The following is a 17,414-nucleotide window of genomic DNA, read 5'->3' as shown; positions in this document are numbered from 1 at the left end:
CTAGTTTCTCAAACGCTAGGCCACGCGTCGACACGAGTCAAGGGAGGTTGTAGATGTCGTGGAATGGATGAGAACGACAGCAGTCGGAAGCCGAGCCGTAGCGGTTCGCGAGGACCCGAGCGGATGGCCCCGGTCAACCTGCGCGACGTAGCCACGCACGCCGGCGTATCGGTAGCGACGGCGTCGCGGGTCTTTGCGGGCAACGCGAATGTGCAGCAACCCATCAAGGAGCGCGTCCTGGCGTCCGCCGAGGAGCTCGGCTACGTCGTCAACGGGTTGGCGCGGGCCATGACCGGACGCGGACCACGGTCCATTGCCTTTGTTGTCCGCGCAATGATCGGCCCGACCTTTGCCTCGCTGGCAGCGGGGGTCGAGAGCGTCGCCGGAAAGAACGGTCACCTGGTGCTGATGTGCGCCACGGAAGGCGACGAGCAGCGCGAGAAGGAGCTGATCGGCGTCCTGCGTGAACTCCGGGTCAAGGCTGTCCTCCTCGTCGGATCCACCGAAAGCCACGCTGCATTCGATGAACGGGCGGCCGGCTATGCCAGGGATCTGGCACAAGTGAATGCCTCGCTGATCCTCTGCGGCCGTCCCCCCGTCATCGGCCATCCCGACCTGATCAGCGTCGACTACGACCAGGCGGCCGGCGTAGCGGAGGCGGTGGATGAGCTCGTCGGCCTGGGGCACCGGCGGATTGCCTATGTGGGCGAGCCGCGCGGCATGACAACGGCCGAACTGCGGCTCGACGGATACCAGGCCGCCCTTGCCCGCCACGCCATCGTGCCCGACCCGGCGCTGGTGCGAACGGCAGCCAATTCCGAGGCCGACGGGGCCCGGGCGGTCAGCGAGATGTTGAGCTCCGGTATCAAAGCGACCGCCTTGGTGGCGATGACCGACAATATCGCAGTTGGCGCTTACCGAGCCGCTCGCGAGCACGGCCTCGCCCTGCCCGATGACCTTTCGATCATTGGCTTTGACGATGTGCCTGTCGTTGCCGATCTCACCCCCGGGCTCACCACGGTGCATCCTCCGTTCTTCGAGGTGGGCGTGCGGGCCGCGGAGATCGCACTCGGCCTCGCGCCGGTGCAGCATGTGCTGCTCCCCACTCGTTTCATGCGTCGCGGCTCGGCAGTGCGACTGAACTAAGCTTGCTTTCGGCTGCATGTGTAACTAGTTTCTCATCGATCCGAGTATCGATGAGGCTTTGATGTCACTGCTGCCCCCTTCAAACGCGCCGGCGGAGCGCAGCGGTGTTGACGACCGTTTGGGTGGCCTCGTGACATTCGTCGCCACGATGAACCCACCGGACCTGGCCGGTCGGCTGTTCGGCCCGAATTTCGAGGCTCTGAGGAACGCCGGCGCGACGCCCCTGCATCCCGTGCCGTACACCTCCCTCGACGCGATCGAGGCACGCGAGGCGTTCTCCCGGGCGGAGGTGCTCGTGACCGGCTGGGGAGCCAGCCAGCTCACCGATGGCGACCTCGATGCGGCACCGCGGCTTCGCTACGTGCTGCACGCCGGCGGCCAGGCTGCCCCCTTGCTGCCCGACAGCGCCGCCGATCGTGGCATTCAGGTCTCCAATGCCGGGTGGATAAACGCCATCCCCGTGGCCGAGTTCACTGTCGCGATGATTGTCCTCGCCAACAAGGAGACGTTCCGCGCTCGCCGTCTCTACGGACGCCGGCGCGACCACATCGACCGCGAGCGGGAATTCCCTACAGCGGGCAATGTGGCGAAGACCGTCGGCATCGTCGGCGCTTCTCGCATCGGCCGCATCGTCATGGAGCGCCTGAGCGGGATGGACGTGTCCGTCCAGCTCTACGACCCGTTCGTCACGCCGACGGAAGCCGCCCGGCTGGGCGCGCGGCTCGTATCGCTCGACGAGCTGATGGCAACCAGCGACATCGTCACCCTGCATCCGCCGCTGAATGCCGCGACCGTCGGCATGATCACCGGCCGCCACATTGCGCTGATGCGCGACGGCGCCACGCTCATCAACACCTCGCGCGGCCTCATCGTCGACCAGGAAGCGTTGACCCTCGAGCTGCGCGATGGCCGGATTGAAGCCATCCTCGACGTCACGCACCCGGAAGTCCTGCGGCCCGACGACGAGCTCTATACGTTGCCCAACGTCTTCCTTACCCCGCATATCTCGGGATCCATGGGCACGGAGATCCGGCGCATGGGCGAGCATGTGGCAAGCGAACTCAACCGCATCGTGCTCGGACGGCCACTCGCCTTCCCCGAGGCTTTGAGATGACCACCACCCTCCATGTGATGGACCTACCGGCCGTCGGGCGCTATCGCGGGACGATCGTCGCGGTGCCTGGCATCATGGAATCGGCGGAGACGCTGAGCATCACCGCCCGGCACTGGGCAAGCCGCGGCTTCCGCGTCCTCGCCATCGATCCGCGCGGTCATGGCCCCTCCCCGCGCTGGACCCAAGACCTGCTGAGGCGCCATCCCGGTGACGTCATCGTCGAAGACATCCTGTGCGATCTGGACGTTCTGCTCACCGCTGGCGACGATCGGCTGGTGTTGTTCGGACATTCTGCCGGTGGCGCTGCCGCGGCAGCTGTTGCCTCCGCTTTGCGCAAGCAGGTCGCCGCCGTCGTTCTCGAGGATCCCTTCTGGAGGCTGCCCGTCACGCCTTTTCAGGACCGGGAAGTGGCGGCGGCGGCCGCCGCGGAGCTGAAACGGTTGCAGGCCCTCGGCGACGCCGGGCGGCAAGCCCATGCCGTCGAGATGTTTCCTCGCTGGCCCCGGGATGAGCTTGCGGCGTGGTCGAAGGCGAAAGAGGACATGGACGTCGCACTTGTCGAGCAGGGTGACGTGATTCCGACGCGGGCCTGGCCCACCCTGCTGGACGACCTGGCGGGGGCGGGAGTGCCGGTCAAGATCATCACCGGCACAGTCCGGATCGGCATCACCGCGAACCATCGCGCGATCATCCGCTCATTTGGCGCCGATGTGACCGTGATCCCGGGAGCAACCCACTTCATCCGCCGCGACGCACGTGATGCCTTCCACGATCTCGTCGATCAGTTCCTCGATATTGCAAGTCGGGCGTAGTCTGATCAGGGAATGCGGCGTGCGATCAGTCCGGACGAATTCGCCGAGATAGTCGGGATGACCTATCCGATGTCCGCTTTGCGCCAGGAGCGGACACCTGGCATAGGCCTCGTCAAGAATGCCGCGCGTTGATGTCGATTTGCATGAGCACCCCGGATCCGCTCGTCGTTGCGCGGCGTCCCTTCTCTCCGCGCACCAGCAACAGATGTGACGGGGCGAGCATGAACTCGTCGCTGCCAACCGTCACTGCGAAGGTGCCAGCGAGGGCCAACATCATGCAGTAATCAGCCAAGCTGGTCGTCCGCATGGCGTCGCGATGAACACCAACGCTTGCCACGGCGCGGCCGCGAGCCACCATCACGTTGAGGTCTCGCGACGGCCCACGCACGTTTTCGGCCCGCGTGGTCCAGTCGCCGGAGAAGTGGACCGGCACCAGCGGCTCAACCGGGGCGACGCGGCCGTGCGGGCCGAAATCGAGGTCGAACCCGTCGCCTTCGGTGAGCATCAGGATGCGGTCGATGCCCGGAAACAGCGAGAAGGCGCCGGCCTCGACCACGTCGGCCGACGAGAGGCGCCACAGCATCGCGCCATCCGCATCGTCTTCGCGGGCTAGTTCGAGCGTCGTGCCCTTGCCGTTGCGCCAGGGCATCGCGGTGTAATCGGCGGGGCCGAGGACCCGCGCCGGCATCAGCGGGCCAGCATGGGCAGGTCGAGCCCCTGCTCGCGGGCGCAATCCTGGGCGATCTGGTAGCCGGCGTCGGCATGGCGCATCACGCCGGTGCCCGGATCGTTGGTCAGCACCCGCGCGATGCGGCGGTCCGCCTCTTCCGATCCGTCACAGACGATGACCATGCCGGAATGCTGCGAGAAGCCCATGCCGACGCCGCCGCCATGATGCAGCGACACCCAGGTGGCGCCCGACGCGGTATTGAGCAACGCATTGAGCAGTGGCCAGTCCGAGACCGCATCCGAGCCGTCCATCATCGCCTCGGTCTCACGGTTGGGGCTGGCGACCGAGCCGGAATCGAGGTGATCGCGGCCGATAACGATGGGCGCCGACACCGCGCCGGACCGGACCATCTCGTTGAAGGCGAGCCCGAGACGCGCACGCTGGCCGAGCCCGACCCAGGCGATGCGGGCCGGCAGGCCCTGGAAGCTGATGCGCTCGCGCGCCATGTCCAGCCACTTGTGGAGGTGCGCGTCGTCCGGGATCAGCTCTTTGACCCGCGCATCGGTCTTGTAGATGTCCTCGGGGTCGCCCGACAGCGCCACCCAGCGGAACGGCCCAACGCCGCGGCAGAACAGCGGGCGGATATAGGCGGGAACGAAGCCGGGGAAATCGAAGGCGTTCGCGACCCCCTCCTCCTTGGCCATCTGGCGGATGTTGTTGCCGTAGTCGAACACCGGCACGCCCATTTTCTGGAAATCCAGCATCGCCTGGACGTGGATGGCCATCGAGCGCTTGGCAGCCTTGGTCACCGCTTCGGGCTCGGTGCGGGCGCGCTCGCGGTACTCGGACCAGTTCCAGCCAATCGGTAGGTAACCATTGAGCGGATCGTGCGCCGAGGTCTGGTCGGTGACGAGGTCAGGACGAACACCACGGCGGACCAGTTCGGGCAGGATTTCGGCGGCGTTGCCGAGGAGCCCGATGGAGACCGCGTCACCCCGCTTGGTGTGATGCTCGATCAACGCCAGCGCGTCGTCTAGATCGCGCGCCTGCTTGTCGAGATAGCGGGTGCGGAGGCGGAAATCGATGCTCTGCTGCTGGCACTCGATATTGAGCGACACGGCGCCAGCCAGCGTCGCCGCCAGCGGCTGTGCGCCTCCCATGCCGCCGAGCCCGGCGGTGAGGATCCAGCGGCCGGCGAGCTTGCCGTCAAAGTGCTGGCGGCCCGCCTCGACGAAGGTCTCGTAGGTGCCCTGAACGATGCCCTGGCTGCCGATGTAGATCCACGAGCCGGCCGTCATCTGGCCGTACATCATCAGGCCCTGCGCATCGAGCTCGTTGAACTTCTCCCAGGTGGCCCAGTGCGGCACGAGGTTGGAATTGGCGATCAACACGCGCGGCGCGCCGGGATGGGTCTGGAACACGCCGACCGGCTTGCCCGATTGCACCAGCAGCGTCTCGTCGTCGTTGAGCCGCTTCAGCGTCGCAACGATCGCGTCGAACGATTCCCAGTCGCGGGCGGCGCGGCCGATGCCGCCATAGACCACCAGTTCCTTGGGGTTCTCGGCCACATCCGGATCGAGATTGTTCATCAGCATCCGCATCGGCGCCTCGGTCAGCCAACTCTTGGCCGACAGCGTGGTGCCCCGCGGGGCACGGATTTCGGTGTCACGATAACGGGTGTTGCTGAGCATCGTCTCGCATCCATGTTGCCTATACAAGCATGTATAAGCTAGGACAGGATTTACGATCTGGCAATCGGCAAAATCGAGGGGTCTAGCGAGGCGGCGGCGCGCTGGCTCGCGACTCCAGGCGATAGCGGCTGCCCGGGTAGAGCAGCCGGGCCAGCGACACGACACTGTCGCCCGACCAGGTGCGCCGGCGGATCATCAGGCAGGGCTCGGTGCGCTGGATAACCAGCAGCTTGCATTCCCACGGCTGCGGCATGGCCGCTTCGACGACATGCTCAGCCTGGCTGAGCGGCGCCTCGCGCGTCAGATAGGCGTTCGGAGTGATTGTCGTGAACTCCTGCGCGAGATAGCCCGGCGCCGAAGCCGGATTGACGAAGCGATCCTCGATCTGCACCGGCACATCGTTCTCGCTGTGCACGACGATGGAATGGAACACCGGCGCCCCGATCGGCAGATCCAGCGCATCGGCCGTCTCCGGTGAGGCATTTTCTTCTTGTAGCAGAATTACTTGCGCCGAATGAACGTGGCCGCGCTCGGCGATCTCCTCGGCGATGTTGCGCACCTCGAACAGCGCCGACCGCCCCTTGCGCTCGGCCACGAACGAGCCGACGCCCTGGATGCGCACCAGCTCACCTTCGCTCGCCAGTTCCCGCAGCGCCCGGTTGGCCGTCATGCGGCTGACCTTGAGTTCGGCGACAAGTTCGTTCTCGGACGGGACGCGATGATTGGGCGGCCACTCGCCGCTGCGGATCCGGTCGAGCACCAGCTGCTTCACCCCCGCATAGAGCGGAGCGGGATCGTTGGCCGCATCCTTGGCGCCTTTACCGCGCCGGGCGGCAGCCCGCTGGTCAGCAGGAAGGACGGGCGCCTTGTCGGTTACGGCAGTCTTCCTGTCCATATGCCTATTCCTTCAGCAAATTCACAAAGTGCACAATCGCTTCACTTTTCAGCTTGCGTCGTGGATTAATATGCATATGGTACCCTATACAACTGAGCACAGGCAAGCCGGCAATGCCCGAACCCGTCGCCCATCGATTGCACGCCAAGCGAGCCCTGCTCGCCGACGGATGGGCGTCGAATGTCGCGATCGAGACCAGCGCCGGCGGAATCATAGAGGCAGTTGTATCGCAAGCCGCGCCGCTGCCGGGTGATTTCGTCGCCGCCGGCCCGGTTATCCCCGCCCTGCCAAATCTGCACTCGCACGCCTTCCAGCGCGCCATGGCCGGCCTTGCCGAGATCGCCGGAACAGGCGACGACAGCTTCTGGACCTGGCGCGAAGAGATGTATCGCACCGTCGGCGCGCTGACGCCCGATGATGTCACGGCGATCGCCACCAAGCTCTATGTCGAGATGCTGAAGGGCGGGTTCGGCGCCGTCGCCGAGTTCCACTACCTGCACCACGGCCCCGGCGGCGCCCCCTATGCCGATCCGGCCGAGATGTCGAAGGCGATCCTCCGCGCCGCGTCTACGGCGGGCATTGGGCTTACGCTGCTGCCGGTGTTCTACGCCCACGCCAATTTCGGCGGCGCTGCGCCCAATCCCGGCCAGGCGCGCTTCATTCACGATGTCGACGGCTTCCTGGCGCTTATGCAATCGCTGGGTCCCAGTTGTGCCGACGCCGGCGCAACCCTCGGTTACGCCTTCCACTCCCTGCGTGCCGCGACGCCCGATGAGATGCGCGCCATTCTCGCGGCGGCGCCCTCCTCCGGCCCGATCCACATCCACGTCGCCGAGCAGACCAAGGAAGTCGATGATTGCCTCGCCTGGAGCGGGCGCCGTCCGGTCGAGTGGCTGCTCGACGAGATGCCGGTCGACGAGCGCTGGTGTCTGATCCACGCTACCCATATCGAGCCGGCGGAGATCGCGCGCATCGCGCAATCTCGCGCCGTTGTCGGCCTCTGCCCGGCCACCGAGGCCAATCTCGGCGACGGCATCTTCCCCGGTGTCGCCTATGCATCGGCGGCTGGACGCTATGGCATCGGCACCGACAGCCATGTTTCGACCAGCGTTGCCGACGAGTTGCGCCTGCTCGAATACGGGCAGCGCTTGCGCGATCGCCGCCGCAACCGGCTGGCAAGCGGCCCGGGCCAATCGGTGGGCCGCTCGATCTTCGACAGTGCCCGCACCGGCGGCGCACAGGCTCTGGGCCAGCCTTTGGGGCAGATCGCCAAGGGCAAGGTCGCGTCGCTCGTCGTGCTCGATGACACCGACCCCTATGTCGGCGCCGCCATTGACGACCAGATCCTCGATCGGTGGCTGTTCGTCGTGGGCGACCACGCCGTGCGCGACGTCATGGTCGCCGGCGCCTGGCAGATCCGCGACCGGCACCACCAACAGGACGAGCAGGTCGATCGCGATTTTCGCGCCGTCCTCGCCAAGCTTTCCAAAGCCTAACGCCTAGACCTCATGCAACGACGACCGAACAGGAGAAGCAGAATGAACGCAAGACATCTGATACTCGCCGGCGCCCTCGCGCTGACCGGCCTTGCCGCTATCCCCGCGCAAGCCAAGGACTGGACCACCGTCACCATCGCGCTCGAGGGCGCCTATGCCCCCTGGAACCTCACCAATCCCGACGGCACCATCGGCGGCTTCGAAGCCGAGCTCGCCGCCGACCTCTGCGCGCGCATGAAGGTCGAATGCAAGCTGATCGCTGCCGACTGGGACGGCATGATCGAGAGCCTCAATGCCGGCAAGTTCGACGTGATCATGGATGCGCTGTCGATCACCGAGGAGCGGAAGCAAGTCATCGCCTTCTCGGTCCCCTACGCCGCGACCCCGGCTACCTTCGCCACCGTGAAGGGCTCGAGCCTCGATAACCTCGCCGGCACCGGCACCACGGTGAAGCTCAGCGGCGACCTCGCCGCCGACAAGGCCACGGTCGATACCATCCGCGACGCCTTTGCGGGCAAGACCATCGGCATCCAGGCCGCGACCGTCTACGCCAAGTTCATCTACGACAACTTCGGCGCTACCGCGACGGTGAAGGAATACAAGACCGCCGCCGAGCGCGACCTCGACCTCGCGTCGGGCCGCATCGATGCCGGCTTCGACGACGCCACCGTGTTCAAGGCCGCGTTCGAGTCCCCTGAGTATGCCGACCTCGCCTTTACCGGCCCTGAAATCGGCGGCCCGATCTGGGGTGAAGGCGAAGGCCTGGGCCTGCGCCAGGCGGATACCGATCTCAAGGCGCTGTTCGACACCGCCATCGCCGCCGCTCTGGCCGACGGCACGGTCAAGACGCTCAGCGAGAAGTGGTTTAAGGTCAATATCGCACCCTGATCAGCGTGTTTTGAGAGGTGTCCGCCGCGATGCGGACACCTCTCGCCGCACCGGGTGTCCTGCGACTTGTCTTTGACGGCTGGAGCAGTCCTTCATGACGATTTTCGACACGCTTGGATTTGGACCTACGGGCTGGGGCGGGCTGCTGCTCATCGGGGCATTGACCACCCTCGCCGTCACCCTCGCCGCATTGGCGCTGGGCTCGGTGTTCGGTGCCCTGGTTGCGTGGGCGAAGCTGTCGCGCGGCTTGATCCCGCGCTTTGTTGGCGACGCCTACACCACGGTGTTTCGCGGCGTGCCGGAACTACTCATCATCTATCTCGTCTATTTCGGCGGCTCGCGCGCCGTCACTTCGATCGGGGCGGCGTTTGGCATCGAGGGCTTCCTCGGGTTGCCGTCGTTTCTCGCCGGTGCGCTGGCGGTGGGCGTGATTTCCGGTGCCTACCAGGCCGAGGTCTATCGCGGCGCCTTCCTCGCCGTCTCGCGGGGTGAGATCGAGGCCGCCCGCGCCATCGGCATGAACCGCATGCTGCGTTTCCGGCGTATCGTCGTGCCGCAGGTGCTGCGCTTCGCGCTCCCCGGTCTCGGCAATGTCTGGCAGTTGAGCCTCAAGGATTCGGCGCTGGTCTCGGTGACCGGCCTTGCCGAACTGATGCGCTCGAGCCAGGTCGCGGCCGGATCGACCCACCAGTATTTCCTCTTCTACATCGTTGGCGGTGCTCTCTACCTGATCCTCACCTCGATCTCTGACCGGGCCTTCGGGGCAGCCGAGAGACGCGTGGGCAGGAGCTTCCGCGGCGGCATCGGCCGGACCTGAGGACAAGAGCAATGGACATCGCCTTCCTCTCCGACACCCTGAACAAGCTGCTCGCCGCTCTGCCGACGACCCTGGGGCTGTTCGTCCTATCGATCAGCCTGGGCGGCATTCTCGCGCTCGGCGTCGTATGGATGCGGGTGAGCCGCAACCCGGTGCTCAAGCGCTTCGCGGCCGGCTACATCTTCATCTTCCGCGGCTCGCCGCTGATGATCCAGATGTTCCTCGTCTATTACGGCCTCAGCCAGTTCCCCGAGGTGCGCCACAGCTTTGCCTGGCCGGTGCTGAAGGATGCCTTCGCCTGCGCCGTCATCTCGCTGGCGCTTTGCACGGCTGGCTACACCGCCGAAATCTTCCGTGGCGGCCTGCAGGCGGTGCCGGCTCGCGAGATCGAAGCAGGACGCGCCACCGGCATGTCAGGCTTCACACTGCTGCGCCGCATCATTGCGCCGATCGCGCTGCGGCAGGCCCTGCCGGCCTACTCGACCGAGATCGTCTTGATGCTGAAATCGACGGCGCTGGCCAGCCTCGTGACCGTCTGGGAGGTTACGGGCGTTGCCCAGCGCATCATCTCACAGACCTACCGGACGATGGAGGTCTTCCTCTGCGCCGCTGCGATCTACCTGATCCTCAACTTCATCATAGTGCGGCTGTTCGCCCTGCTCGAATACCGGCTGTCACCGCATCTGCGGCCCGCAAAGCAAGTTGCCACACCCCGCCCGACCGCATTGGAGACGCACTCATGACCGCCACCACTGCCCTCTCGGTAAAGAACATCCAGAAATCCTTCGGCAGCCTGCAGGTGCTGAAGGGGATTTCGCTCGACGCACATGAAGGCGACGTGATCTCGATCCTGGGCGCCAGCGGCTCGGGCAAGAGCACTTTCCTGCGCTGCATCAACCTGCTCGAGACCCCGGACTCCGGCGAAATCACCGTCGCCGGAGAGCCGGTCATCATGCGCAAGCGCCGTGATGGCCGCGAGGAGCCGGCCGATCACCGGCAGGTCGACCGCATCCGCTCCGAACTGGGCATGGTGTTCCAGAACTTCAATCTCTGGAGCCACATGACGATCCTCCAGAACCTCATCGAAGGTCCGGTGCATGTGCTGAAGCGCCCGCGCGCCGAGTGCATCGAGGAAGCCGAGGCGCTGCTCGAAAAGGTCGGCATCGCCGACAAGCGCCACCACTACCCCGCGCACCTTTCCGGCGGCCAGCAGCAGCGTGCCGCGATCGCCCGGGCGCTAGCGATGAAGCCAAAGGTCATGCTGTTCGACGAGCCGACCTCTGCGCTCGACCCAGAACTCGTGGGCGAAGTGCTGCGCGTGCTGCGAGCCCTCGCCGAGGAGGGGCGCACCATGCTGGTCGTCACCCACGAGATGGGCTTTGCCCGCAACGTCTCGAACCGCGTCGTCTTCGTGCACCAGGGACTGGTCGAGGCCGACGGGACGCCTGACGAGCTGTTCGGCGAGCTGAAGTCGGACCGCTTCCGGCAGTTCGTCTCCGGTCTCGGCGCCTAGGATCAAGCGGATGCCGACCATCGTACTCGATGCGCCGCTGAGCTGGCGGGACATTGCCGCCGTGGCGGATGGCGCGACGCTGGAGCTTTCTCCCGTGGCGCGGGCGCGCATCGCGACGGCCCGAGCGATTGTCGAGGTGCTGGTCGAAAAGGGCATCAAGGCCTACGGCGTCAATACCGGCGTCGGTGCGCTGTCCGATGTGGTGGTCGATCGCCCGCAGCTGAGAACCCTGTCGCGCAACATCATCCTCAGCCACGCCTGTGGCATCGGCGCGCCGCTGTCGGCGGGCGAGACCCGTGCCATCATTGCCACGCAGATCAACAACTACGCGCATGGCCATTCCGGCGTGCGGCTGGAAGTTGTCGATGCCCTGCTGGCGCTGCTCAATGCAGGATGCGTTCCAGAAGTCCCCTCGCGCGGCTCCGTCGGGTACCTCACTCATATGGCCCACGTCGCGCTGGTCCTGATCGGCGAGGGCTTTGCGACGGTCGGCGGAGAGCGGGTGGGCGCCGCCGAGGCCTTGATCCGGATCGGCCTGTCGCCACTCGTCCTCGAGGCGAAAGAAGGTCTGAGCCTCGTCAACGGCACGCCCTGCGCCACCGGCTTGGCTGCCGAGGCGTTGGCGCGCGCCGAGCGTTTGTTCGACTGGGCCGACGCGATCGGCGCAATGACGTTCGAGAATCTCGGCGGCCAGCTCGCGGCATTCGACGAGCACGTGCTGGCGTTCCATGCCTCGCCCGGCCTGCAGATCGTCGGCGCGCGCCTGCGCGATACGCTCGCCGGCAGCGAACTGCTCGCTGCAGCACAAGGCCGCCGGACGCAGGATGCACTAAGCCTCCGGGCCATCCCGCATGTCCACGGCGCCGCGCGCGACGCGCTCGCCCACGCGGCCGAGGTGGTCGACCGAGAGCTCGCATCCGTCACCGACAACCCGCTGGTCGCCGGCTCGCCCGAAGCGCCGCGGGTTCACTCCGAGGCCCACGCGGTCAGCGCCGCCATCGGATTGAGCATGGACGCCCTAGGCGTTGCCGTCGCCGAAGTCGCCGCCATGTCCGAGCGCCGGCTCGACCGGCTGGTCAATCCGCTGGTCAGCGGCCTGCCGGCCTTTCTCGCCGTCGATAGCGGCGCGGCGTCCGGGCTCATGATCACCCAGTACGTCGCCCTCTCGCTGGTCAGCGAAAACCGGCGCCTCGCCGCGCCGGCCAGCCTCGATGGCGGCATCACCTCGGGCCTCCAGGAGGATCACCTCGCCCACGCCACGCCCGCTTCGCTGAAGGCGCTGGCGATCCTCGACAACGCCGAGCAGATTTTCGGCATTGAACTGCTTGCCGCGGGGCAAGCCTACGAGCTTCAGAACAAGGAGCTGCGGCGCGCCGCAAAGACCGACGCCCTCTATCGGGCGATGCGCGCCAGTGTCGGTCCCTACACCGACGACCGGCCGTTTGCGCCCGATCTCGCAACGGCGCGGACCCTCATTCGTAGCGAGCGTCCCTGACCATGACCGATCCCATCGACACAATCTGGCTCAACGCCCGCATCACAACGCTCGCCTCCGGCGCACCCGGGCTCGGGATCATCGAACAGGGCGCGATTGCCGCGAAGGACGGCCGCATCGCCTGGGTCGGCCCGATGGCCGAGTTGCCCGCTTCGCTCGCACCGCGCGAGACCGTCGATCTGGAGGGCCGCTGGGTGACCCCCGGCCTCATCGATTGCCACACCCATCTCGTCTATGGCGGCGACCGCGCCCGCGAGTTCGAAATGCGGCTTGCCGGCGCCTCCTACGAAGAAATCGCCCGCGCCGGCGGCGGCATCATCTCCTCGGTCCGCGCGACACGGGCCGCCAGCGAGGCGGAACTGATGACCAGCGCCCTCCGCCGGCTCGACGCGATGCTGGCTGAAGGCGTCACCACCATCGAAATCAAATCCGGCTACGGCCTCGATCTCGAGAGCGAAATCCGCATGCTCCGGGTGGCCCGCCAGCTGGCCGACTACCGTCGCGTCGCCATCGCCACCACCTGCCTCTCCGCCCACGCCCTGCCGCCCGAATTTGCCAGCGACCGGGCCGGCTACTTGAAGCTGGTGACCGACGAGATCCTCCCCGCGATGGCGGCCGAAGGCCTCGCCGATGCGGTGGACGGCTTCGTCGAAGGCATCGCGTTTTCGCCAGCCGAGATGGCACCGGTGTTCGACAAGGCGAAAGCGCTAGGGCTGCCGGTAAAGCTCCACGCCGACCAGCTCTCAAACCTTCACGGTGCGCGCCTCGCCGCCGAGCGTGGCGCGCTTTCCGCCGACCACCTCGAATACACCGACGAGGACGGCGCGGCGGCGATGGCGAAATCCGGCTCCGTCGCGGTGCTACTGCCAGGCGCGTTCTACGTACTCCGCGAAACGCAACTGCCACCGGTCGCCGCCTTCCGCCGCCATGGAGTGCCGATGGCCGTTGCCACCGACAGCAATCCGGGCACCTCGCCGATCACCTCGCTGCTGACCACCATGAACATGGCGGCAACACTGTTCCGGTTGACGGTCGACGAGTGCATCGCCGGCGTCACTCGCGAGGCCGCGCGGGCGCTGGGTCGGCTCGGCGAAACTGGCACGATCGAGGCCGGCAAATCTTGCGATCTCGCCCTCTGGGACATCGAGCGCCCGGCCGAGCTCGTCTATCGCATCGGGTTCAACCCGCTGCACCAACGCATCTGGAGGGGCCAGTGACCAACGTTGAACTGCTGCCGGGCGCCGTGTCGCTCGGCGCCTGGCGGAGCATTTATCGCGGAGCGGCCGTCACGCTCAGCGCGTCGAGCCGTCCGGCAGTGGAGGCCGGCGCCGCGACGGTCGAGGCGATCGTCAGGAAGGGCGAGCCGGTCTACGGCATCAACACCGGCTTCGGAAAACTCGCGAGCATCCGCATCCCCGATGCGGATCTCGCCCAGCTGCAGAAGAACCTCGTCCTCTCGCACGCGGCCGGCGTCGGCGAGCCCCTGCCCGCCGCGGTGATGCGCCTCGTCATGGCGCTGAAGCTCGCAAGCCTTGCCCAGGGCTTTTCCGGCGTGCGCTGGTCGACCATCGAGCATCTGAGCGCCTGCATCGCCAAGGACCTGATGCCGGTCGTGCCGGGCCAAGGCTCCGTCGGCGCCTCGGGTGACCTTGCCCCGCTCGCTCACATGACCGCGGCCTTGATGGGCGTCGGCGCGTTTTTCGTCCAAGGCGCCGTGGTTCCGGCGGAGCAAGCCCTTGCCGCCGCCGGACTGGCGCCGCTCGTGCTCGGACCCAAGGAAGGGCTGGCGCTTCTCAACGGTACACAGGTCTCGACTGGCCTCGCACTTGCCGGTCTGTTCGAGGCCGAGCGCGTGTTTCAGGCTGCACTCGTCACCGGCGCCCTCGCCACCGATGCGGCGCGCGGCTCGGACGGGCCGTTCGATCCGCGCATCCACGCCGTCCGCCCGCATCGGGGCCAGACCGAGGTCGCCACGGCGCTCCGCGAACTGATGGCCGGCAGCGCCATCCGCGCCTCGCACCTCATCGGCGACACCCGCGTACAGGACCCCTATTGCGTGCGCTGCCAGCCGCAGGTGATGGGCGCCTGCCTCGATATCCTGCGGCAGGCAGCGACTACCCTCGCCATCGAGGCCAACAGCGTTTCGGACAACCCGCTGGTCTTCGCTCGCGAGGGCGAGGTCATCTCCGGCGGCAATTTCCACGCCGAGCCGGTGGCCTTCGCGGCCGATATCATCGCCATGGCGATCTGCGAAATCGGCTCACTGGCCGAGCGCCGCGTCGCCATGTTGGTCGATCCCGCCCTCTCGGGTCTGCCCGCCTTCCTCACCCCCAAGCCGGGGCTCAATTCCGGCTTCATGATCGCGCAGGTAACCGCAGCGGCCTTGGTCTCTGAGAACAAGCAGCGTGCCTTTCCCGCAAGCGTCGATTCCATCCCGACCTCGGCCAACCAGGAAGACCACGTTTCGATGGCGACTCACGGAGCGCGGCGCCTGCTGCCGATGGCCGAGAACGCCGCCAACGTCATCGGCGTCGAGCTTCTCGCCGCCGCGCAGGGCTGCGATTTCCATCAGCCGCTGATCTCCAGCACCCCGCTCGAGGCTGCCCGCGCGCTGCTGCGCACCCGCGTGCCGCACCTCTCCGACGATCGCCATTTCGCCCCTGATATGGCTGATGCCGCTATGCTCGTGCGATCGGGTGAGCTTGGCGCGAGCACCGCACGCGAGCTGCCGGGCGTCGTGGAGACCGGGCAGTGACCGAGAGCTATTTCGACGTCGCTGTCATCGGCCTCGGCGCCATGGGCGCCAACGCCGCCGCGCAACTCGCGGCGCGAGGCCTCAAGGTGATCGGCATCGACCGCTTCTGGCCCAACCACGATCGGGGCTCCTCGCATGGCGACAGCCGCCTGATCCGTCTCGGCTATTTCGAGGACCCCGCCTATGTGCCGCTGCTGCGGCGGGCCTATGCCAACTGGCGGGCGCTCGAAGCGCGGGCGCGCGAGGACCTGATGACCATCACCGGCGTGCTGCAGATCGGCCGGCCGGACGACCCGATCGTCAAGGGCACGCTGGCCTCATGCGAGCTTCATGGCCTCGCGCACGAACTCCTTGACCCGCAAGCCATGCGCGACCGTTTCCCGGCTTTCCAGCTCGACGACGACGAGGTCGCGGTGTTCGACCCACAGGGCGGTTTCCTCCGCCCGGAGAAAGTCGTGATGGCCGCCCTCCGTCTCGCCGGCGCCGATGGCGCGGCGCTGCATTTCGGCGAACGCGTGCTGGCGATCGAGCCCAGCGATGCGGGCATCCGCATCGTTTCCGATACCGGCACCTATCGCGCCGGCAAGGTCATCGTGGCGACCGGCTCCTACATTGCCGATCTCGTGCCCGATCTCGCGGGTCTCGCGACGCCCATCCGCCAGGTCGTCGGCTGGTACCACCCACGCGATACCCTCGCGACCGCGCTGGGCCGGATGCCCGTGTTCCTGCGCGGCGAAAGCGCCGCAGGCTCCTTCTTCGGCTTCCCGGCGCTCGGACCGGAGGGCGTCAAAATCGGCAAGCACGCCCATTTCCACGAAGTGATCGACCCCGAAGAGCCCAACCCACCGGTCAACGAAGCCGACCGAGCCCTCCTTCACGACTTCATCACCCGCCGCCTCCCTGCCGCGGCGGGATCACCGAGCGGCTACGTCACCTGCCGCTACACCATGCTGCCCGGCGACGACTTCCTTATCGATGTCCTGCCTGCGAACCCGAACATCATCGTCGCCTCGCCCTGCTCGGGGCATGGCTTCAAGTTCGCAAGCGTCGTGGGCGAAATCCTCGCCGACCTCGCCGCGGAAGGACAGACGGCGTTGCCCATCGACGCGTTCTCGTTCGCGGCGCTGACCCGGCGCGCCGAGGCAATCAAGGAAACGGCCTGACTTATGACCTCCCCTACCGACTGGCTCACCGTCCACCGCGGCACGGCGCCGCTCATCGTGAGCCTGCCCCATACCGGCACCATCATCCCTGCGGAGCTGGAGCCGGCGTTCGTGTCGCGTGCGCTCGCCCTCAGGGACACCGACTGGTGGATCGACCAGCTCTACGACTTCGCCGCAGGACTGGGCGCCACGGTCATCCGTACGGCCATTTCGCGCTCGGTGATCGACGTCAACCGCAATCCCTCGGGCGCATCGCTCTACCCGGGCCAGAACACCACCGGTCTCTGCCCCACCACCAGCTTCGACGGCCGGCCACTCTACCGACCCGGGCAGGAACCGGACGCCACGGAGGTCGACCGCCGCCGTGAGACGTATTTCACCCCCTATCACGCCGCACTCAAGGCCGAGATCGTCCGGCTGAGAACTGCGCACCCTCATATCGTGCTCTACGACTGCCACTCGATCCGTTCGCGTGTGCCCCGGCTGTTCGAGGGCGAACTGCCGAACTTCAACATCGGCACCAATAACGGCCCCACTGCGGATGCCGCCGTTGCGACGCTGGTGGAGAACTATTGCGACGTACCCGGGTTCTCGCGCGTCACCAACGGCCGGTTCCGGGGCGGCTGGATCACCCGCGACAACGGCGATCCCGCCCACGGCGTCCACGCGATCCAGATGGAACTGGCCTGTCGCGGCTACATGGACGAAACCGAAGACGACCTCCCCGCCCCCTATAGCGAGACCAAGGCAGCTCCTATGCGAGCGATCCTGCAACCGACGCTTGCCGCCCTCGCGCAGTGGGCCCAAACCCGGACTGCGTGAGGGAGCCCGGCGACAGGCCGAGAAGGTCCGGTTTGAGCCGGAGAGCAGTCGCAGTCCGCTTATGCGCTACCCGACCGCCCGCCGAGGCAGCCTGCGATTGGCATCAAGCGACTACCGGAACTCCTGCGCGATTTCCC

The 17,414-nt window shown here is 66.8% G+C and carries 16 protein-coding genes; 13 read left to right on the top strand and 3 right to left on the bottom strand.

The genetic code is table 11. The features are described from left to right. Positions 1 to 123 precede the first annotated feature (123 nt). From AC1DWU_RS03715 to AC1DWU_RS03705, 3 genes are all read left to right on the top strand, one after another. Positions 124 to 1,146: a LacI family DNA-binding transcriptional regulator gene (locus AC1DWU_RS03715; RefSeq protein ID WP_477148620.1), complete on the top strand. Its 1,023-nt coding sequence runs from the start codon at positions 124 to 126 to the stop codon at positions 1,144 to 1,146. Between the two features lie 61 nt (positions 1,147 to 1,207). Then, positions 1,208 to 2,260, top strand: a complete 1,053-nt coding sequence (locus tag AC1DWU_RS03710; RefSeq protein ID WP_477148619.1) for a hydroxyacid dehydrogenase — start codon at positions 1,208 to 1,210, stop codon at positions 2,258 to 2,260. Continuing rightward, the gene (locus AC1DWU_RS03705) at positions 2,257 to 3,072 is read left to right on the top strand and encodes an alpha/beta fold hydrolase (RefSeq protein WP_477148618.1); all 816 of its coding nucleotides are present in this window, start codon (positions 2,257 to 2,259) and stop codon (positions 3,070 to 3,072) included. The genes AC1DWU_RS03710 and AC1DWU_RS03705 overlap by 4 nt, the downstream gene beginning before the upstream one ends. Before the next feature lie 112 nt (positions 3,073 to 3,184). Here AC1DWU_RS03705 and AC1DWU_RS03700 read toward each other — a convergent pair whose 3' ends face one another. From AC1DWU_RS03700 to hutC, 3 genes are all read right to left on the bottom strand, one after another. Further along, positions 3,185 to 3,760, bottom strand: a complete 576-nt coding sequence (locus tag AC1DWU_RS03700; protein WP_477148617.1) for a HutD/Ves family protein — start codon at positions 3,758 to 3,760, stop codon at positions 3,185 to 3,187. Beyond that, positions 3,760 to 5,433, bottom strand: a complete 1,674-nt coding sequence (gene hutU / locus AC1DWU_RS03695; protein ID WP_477148616.1) for a urocanate hydratase — start codon at positions 5,431 to 5,433, stop codon at positions 3,760 to 3,762. Before hutU ends, AC1DWU_RS03700 begins: the two co-directional genes overlap by 1 nt. Positions 5,434 to 5,515: 82 nt before the next feature. After that, on the bottom strand, positions 5,516 to 6,328 hold the full coding sequence (gene hutC / locus AC1DWU_RS03690; RefSeq protein WP_477148615.1) for a histidine utilization repressor: 813 nt from the start codon (positions 6,326 to 6,328) through the stop codon (positions 5,516 to 5,518). A gap of 113 nt (positions 6,329 to 6,441) precedes the next feature. Here hutC and hutF point away from each other — a divergent pair, with 113 nt between their 5' ends. The 10 genes from hutF to hutG all read left to right on the top strand — a co-directional run bounded on the left by hutF (position 6,442) and on the right by hutG (position 17,277). After that, entirely contained in the window at positions 6,442 to 7,824 is a 1,383-nt protein-coding gene (hutF, locus tag AC1DWU_RS03685; RefSeq protein ID WP_477148614.1) for a formimidoylglutamate deiminase, read from the top strand. Between the two features lie 42 nt (positions 7,825 to 7,866). Next, positions 7,867 to 8,712 carry a transporter substrate-binding domain-containing protein gene (locus AC1DWU_RS03680; RefSeq protein ID WP_477148613.1) on the top strand — a complete coding sequence of 282 codons (846 nt, stop codon included), beginning with the start codon at positions 7,867 to 7,869 and terminating at the stop codon, positions 8,710 to 8,712. 94 nt (positions 8,713 to 8,806) lie between these two features. Then, positions 8,807 to 9,529: an ABC transporter permease gene (locus AC1DWU_RS03675; RefSeq protein WP_477148612.1), complete on the top strand. Its 723-nt coding sequence runs from the start codon at positions 8,807 to 8,809 to the stop codon at positions 9,527 to 9,529. Between the two features lie 11 nt (positions 9,530 to 9,540). Further along, positions 9,541 to 10,272 carry an ABC transporter permease gene (locus AC1DWU_RS03670; RefSeq protein WP_477148611.1) on the top strand — a complete coding sequence of 244 codons (732 nt, stop codon included), beginning with the start codon at positions 9,541 to 9,543 and terminating at the stop codon, positions 10,270 to 10,272. Further along, the gene (locus AC1DWU_RS03665) at positions 10,269 to 11,042 is read left to right on the top strand and encodes an ABC transporter ATP-binding protein (protein WP_477148610.1); all 774 of its coding nucleotides are present in this window, start codon (positions 10,269 to 10,271) and stop codon (positions 11,040 to 11,042) included. The genes AC1DWU_RS03670 and AC1DWU_RS03665 overlap by 4 nt, the downstream gene beginning before the upstream one ends. A gap of 10 nt (positions 11,043 to 11,052) precedes the next feature. Beyond that, positions 11,053 to 12,537, top strand: coding sequence for an HAL/PAL/TAL family ammonia-lyase (locus AC1DWU_RS03660; protein WP_477148609.1), 1,485 nt, complete (start codon positions 11,053 to 11,055; stop codon positions 12,535 to 12,537). Positions 12,538 to 12,539: 2 nt separating this feature from the next. Next, positions 12,540 to 13,754: an imidazolonepropionase gene (gene hutI / locus AC1DWU_RS03655; protein ID WP_477148608.1), complete on the top strand. Its 1,215-nt coding sequence runs from the start codon at positions 12,540 to 12,542 to the stop codon at positions 13,752 to 13,754. Further along, complete coding sequence (gene hutH, locus AC1DWU_RS03650; RefSeq protein WP_477148607.1) at positions 13,751 to 15,292, top strand: histidine ammonia-lyase; 1,542 nt, start codon at positions 13,751 to 13,753, stop codon at positions 15,290 to 15,292. The genes hutI and hutH overlap by 4 nt, the downstream gene beginning before the upstream one ends. Continuing rightward, complete coding sequence (gene solA / locus AC1DWU_RS03645; RefSeq protein ID WP_477148606.1) at positions 15,289 to 16,455, top strand: N-methyl-L-tryptophan oxidase; 1,167 nt, start codon at positions 15,289 to 15,291, stop codon at positions 16,453 to 16,455. Before hutH ends, solA begins: the two co-directional genes overlap by 4 nt. A 3-nt stretch (positions 16,456 to 16,458) precedes the next feature. Continuing rightward, entirely contained in the window at positions 16,459 to 17,277 is an 819-nt protein-coding gene (gene hutG / locus AC1DWU_RS03640) for an N-formylglutamate deformylase (protein WP_477148605.1), read from the top strand. Positions 17,278 to 17,414 lie beyond the last annotated feature (137 nt).

The sequence above is a fragment of the Devosia sp. P2_G7 genome, from assembly GCF_056403495.1.
Note: the sequence above shows the minus strand (reverse complement) of the source record. Positions and strands in the feature narration are given on the sequence as shown.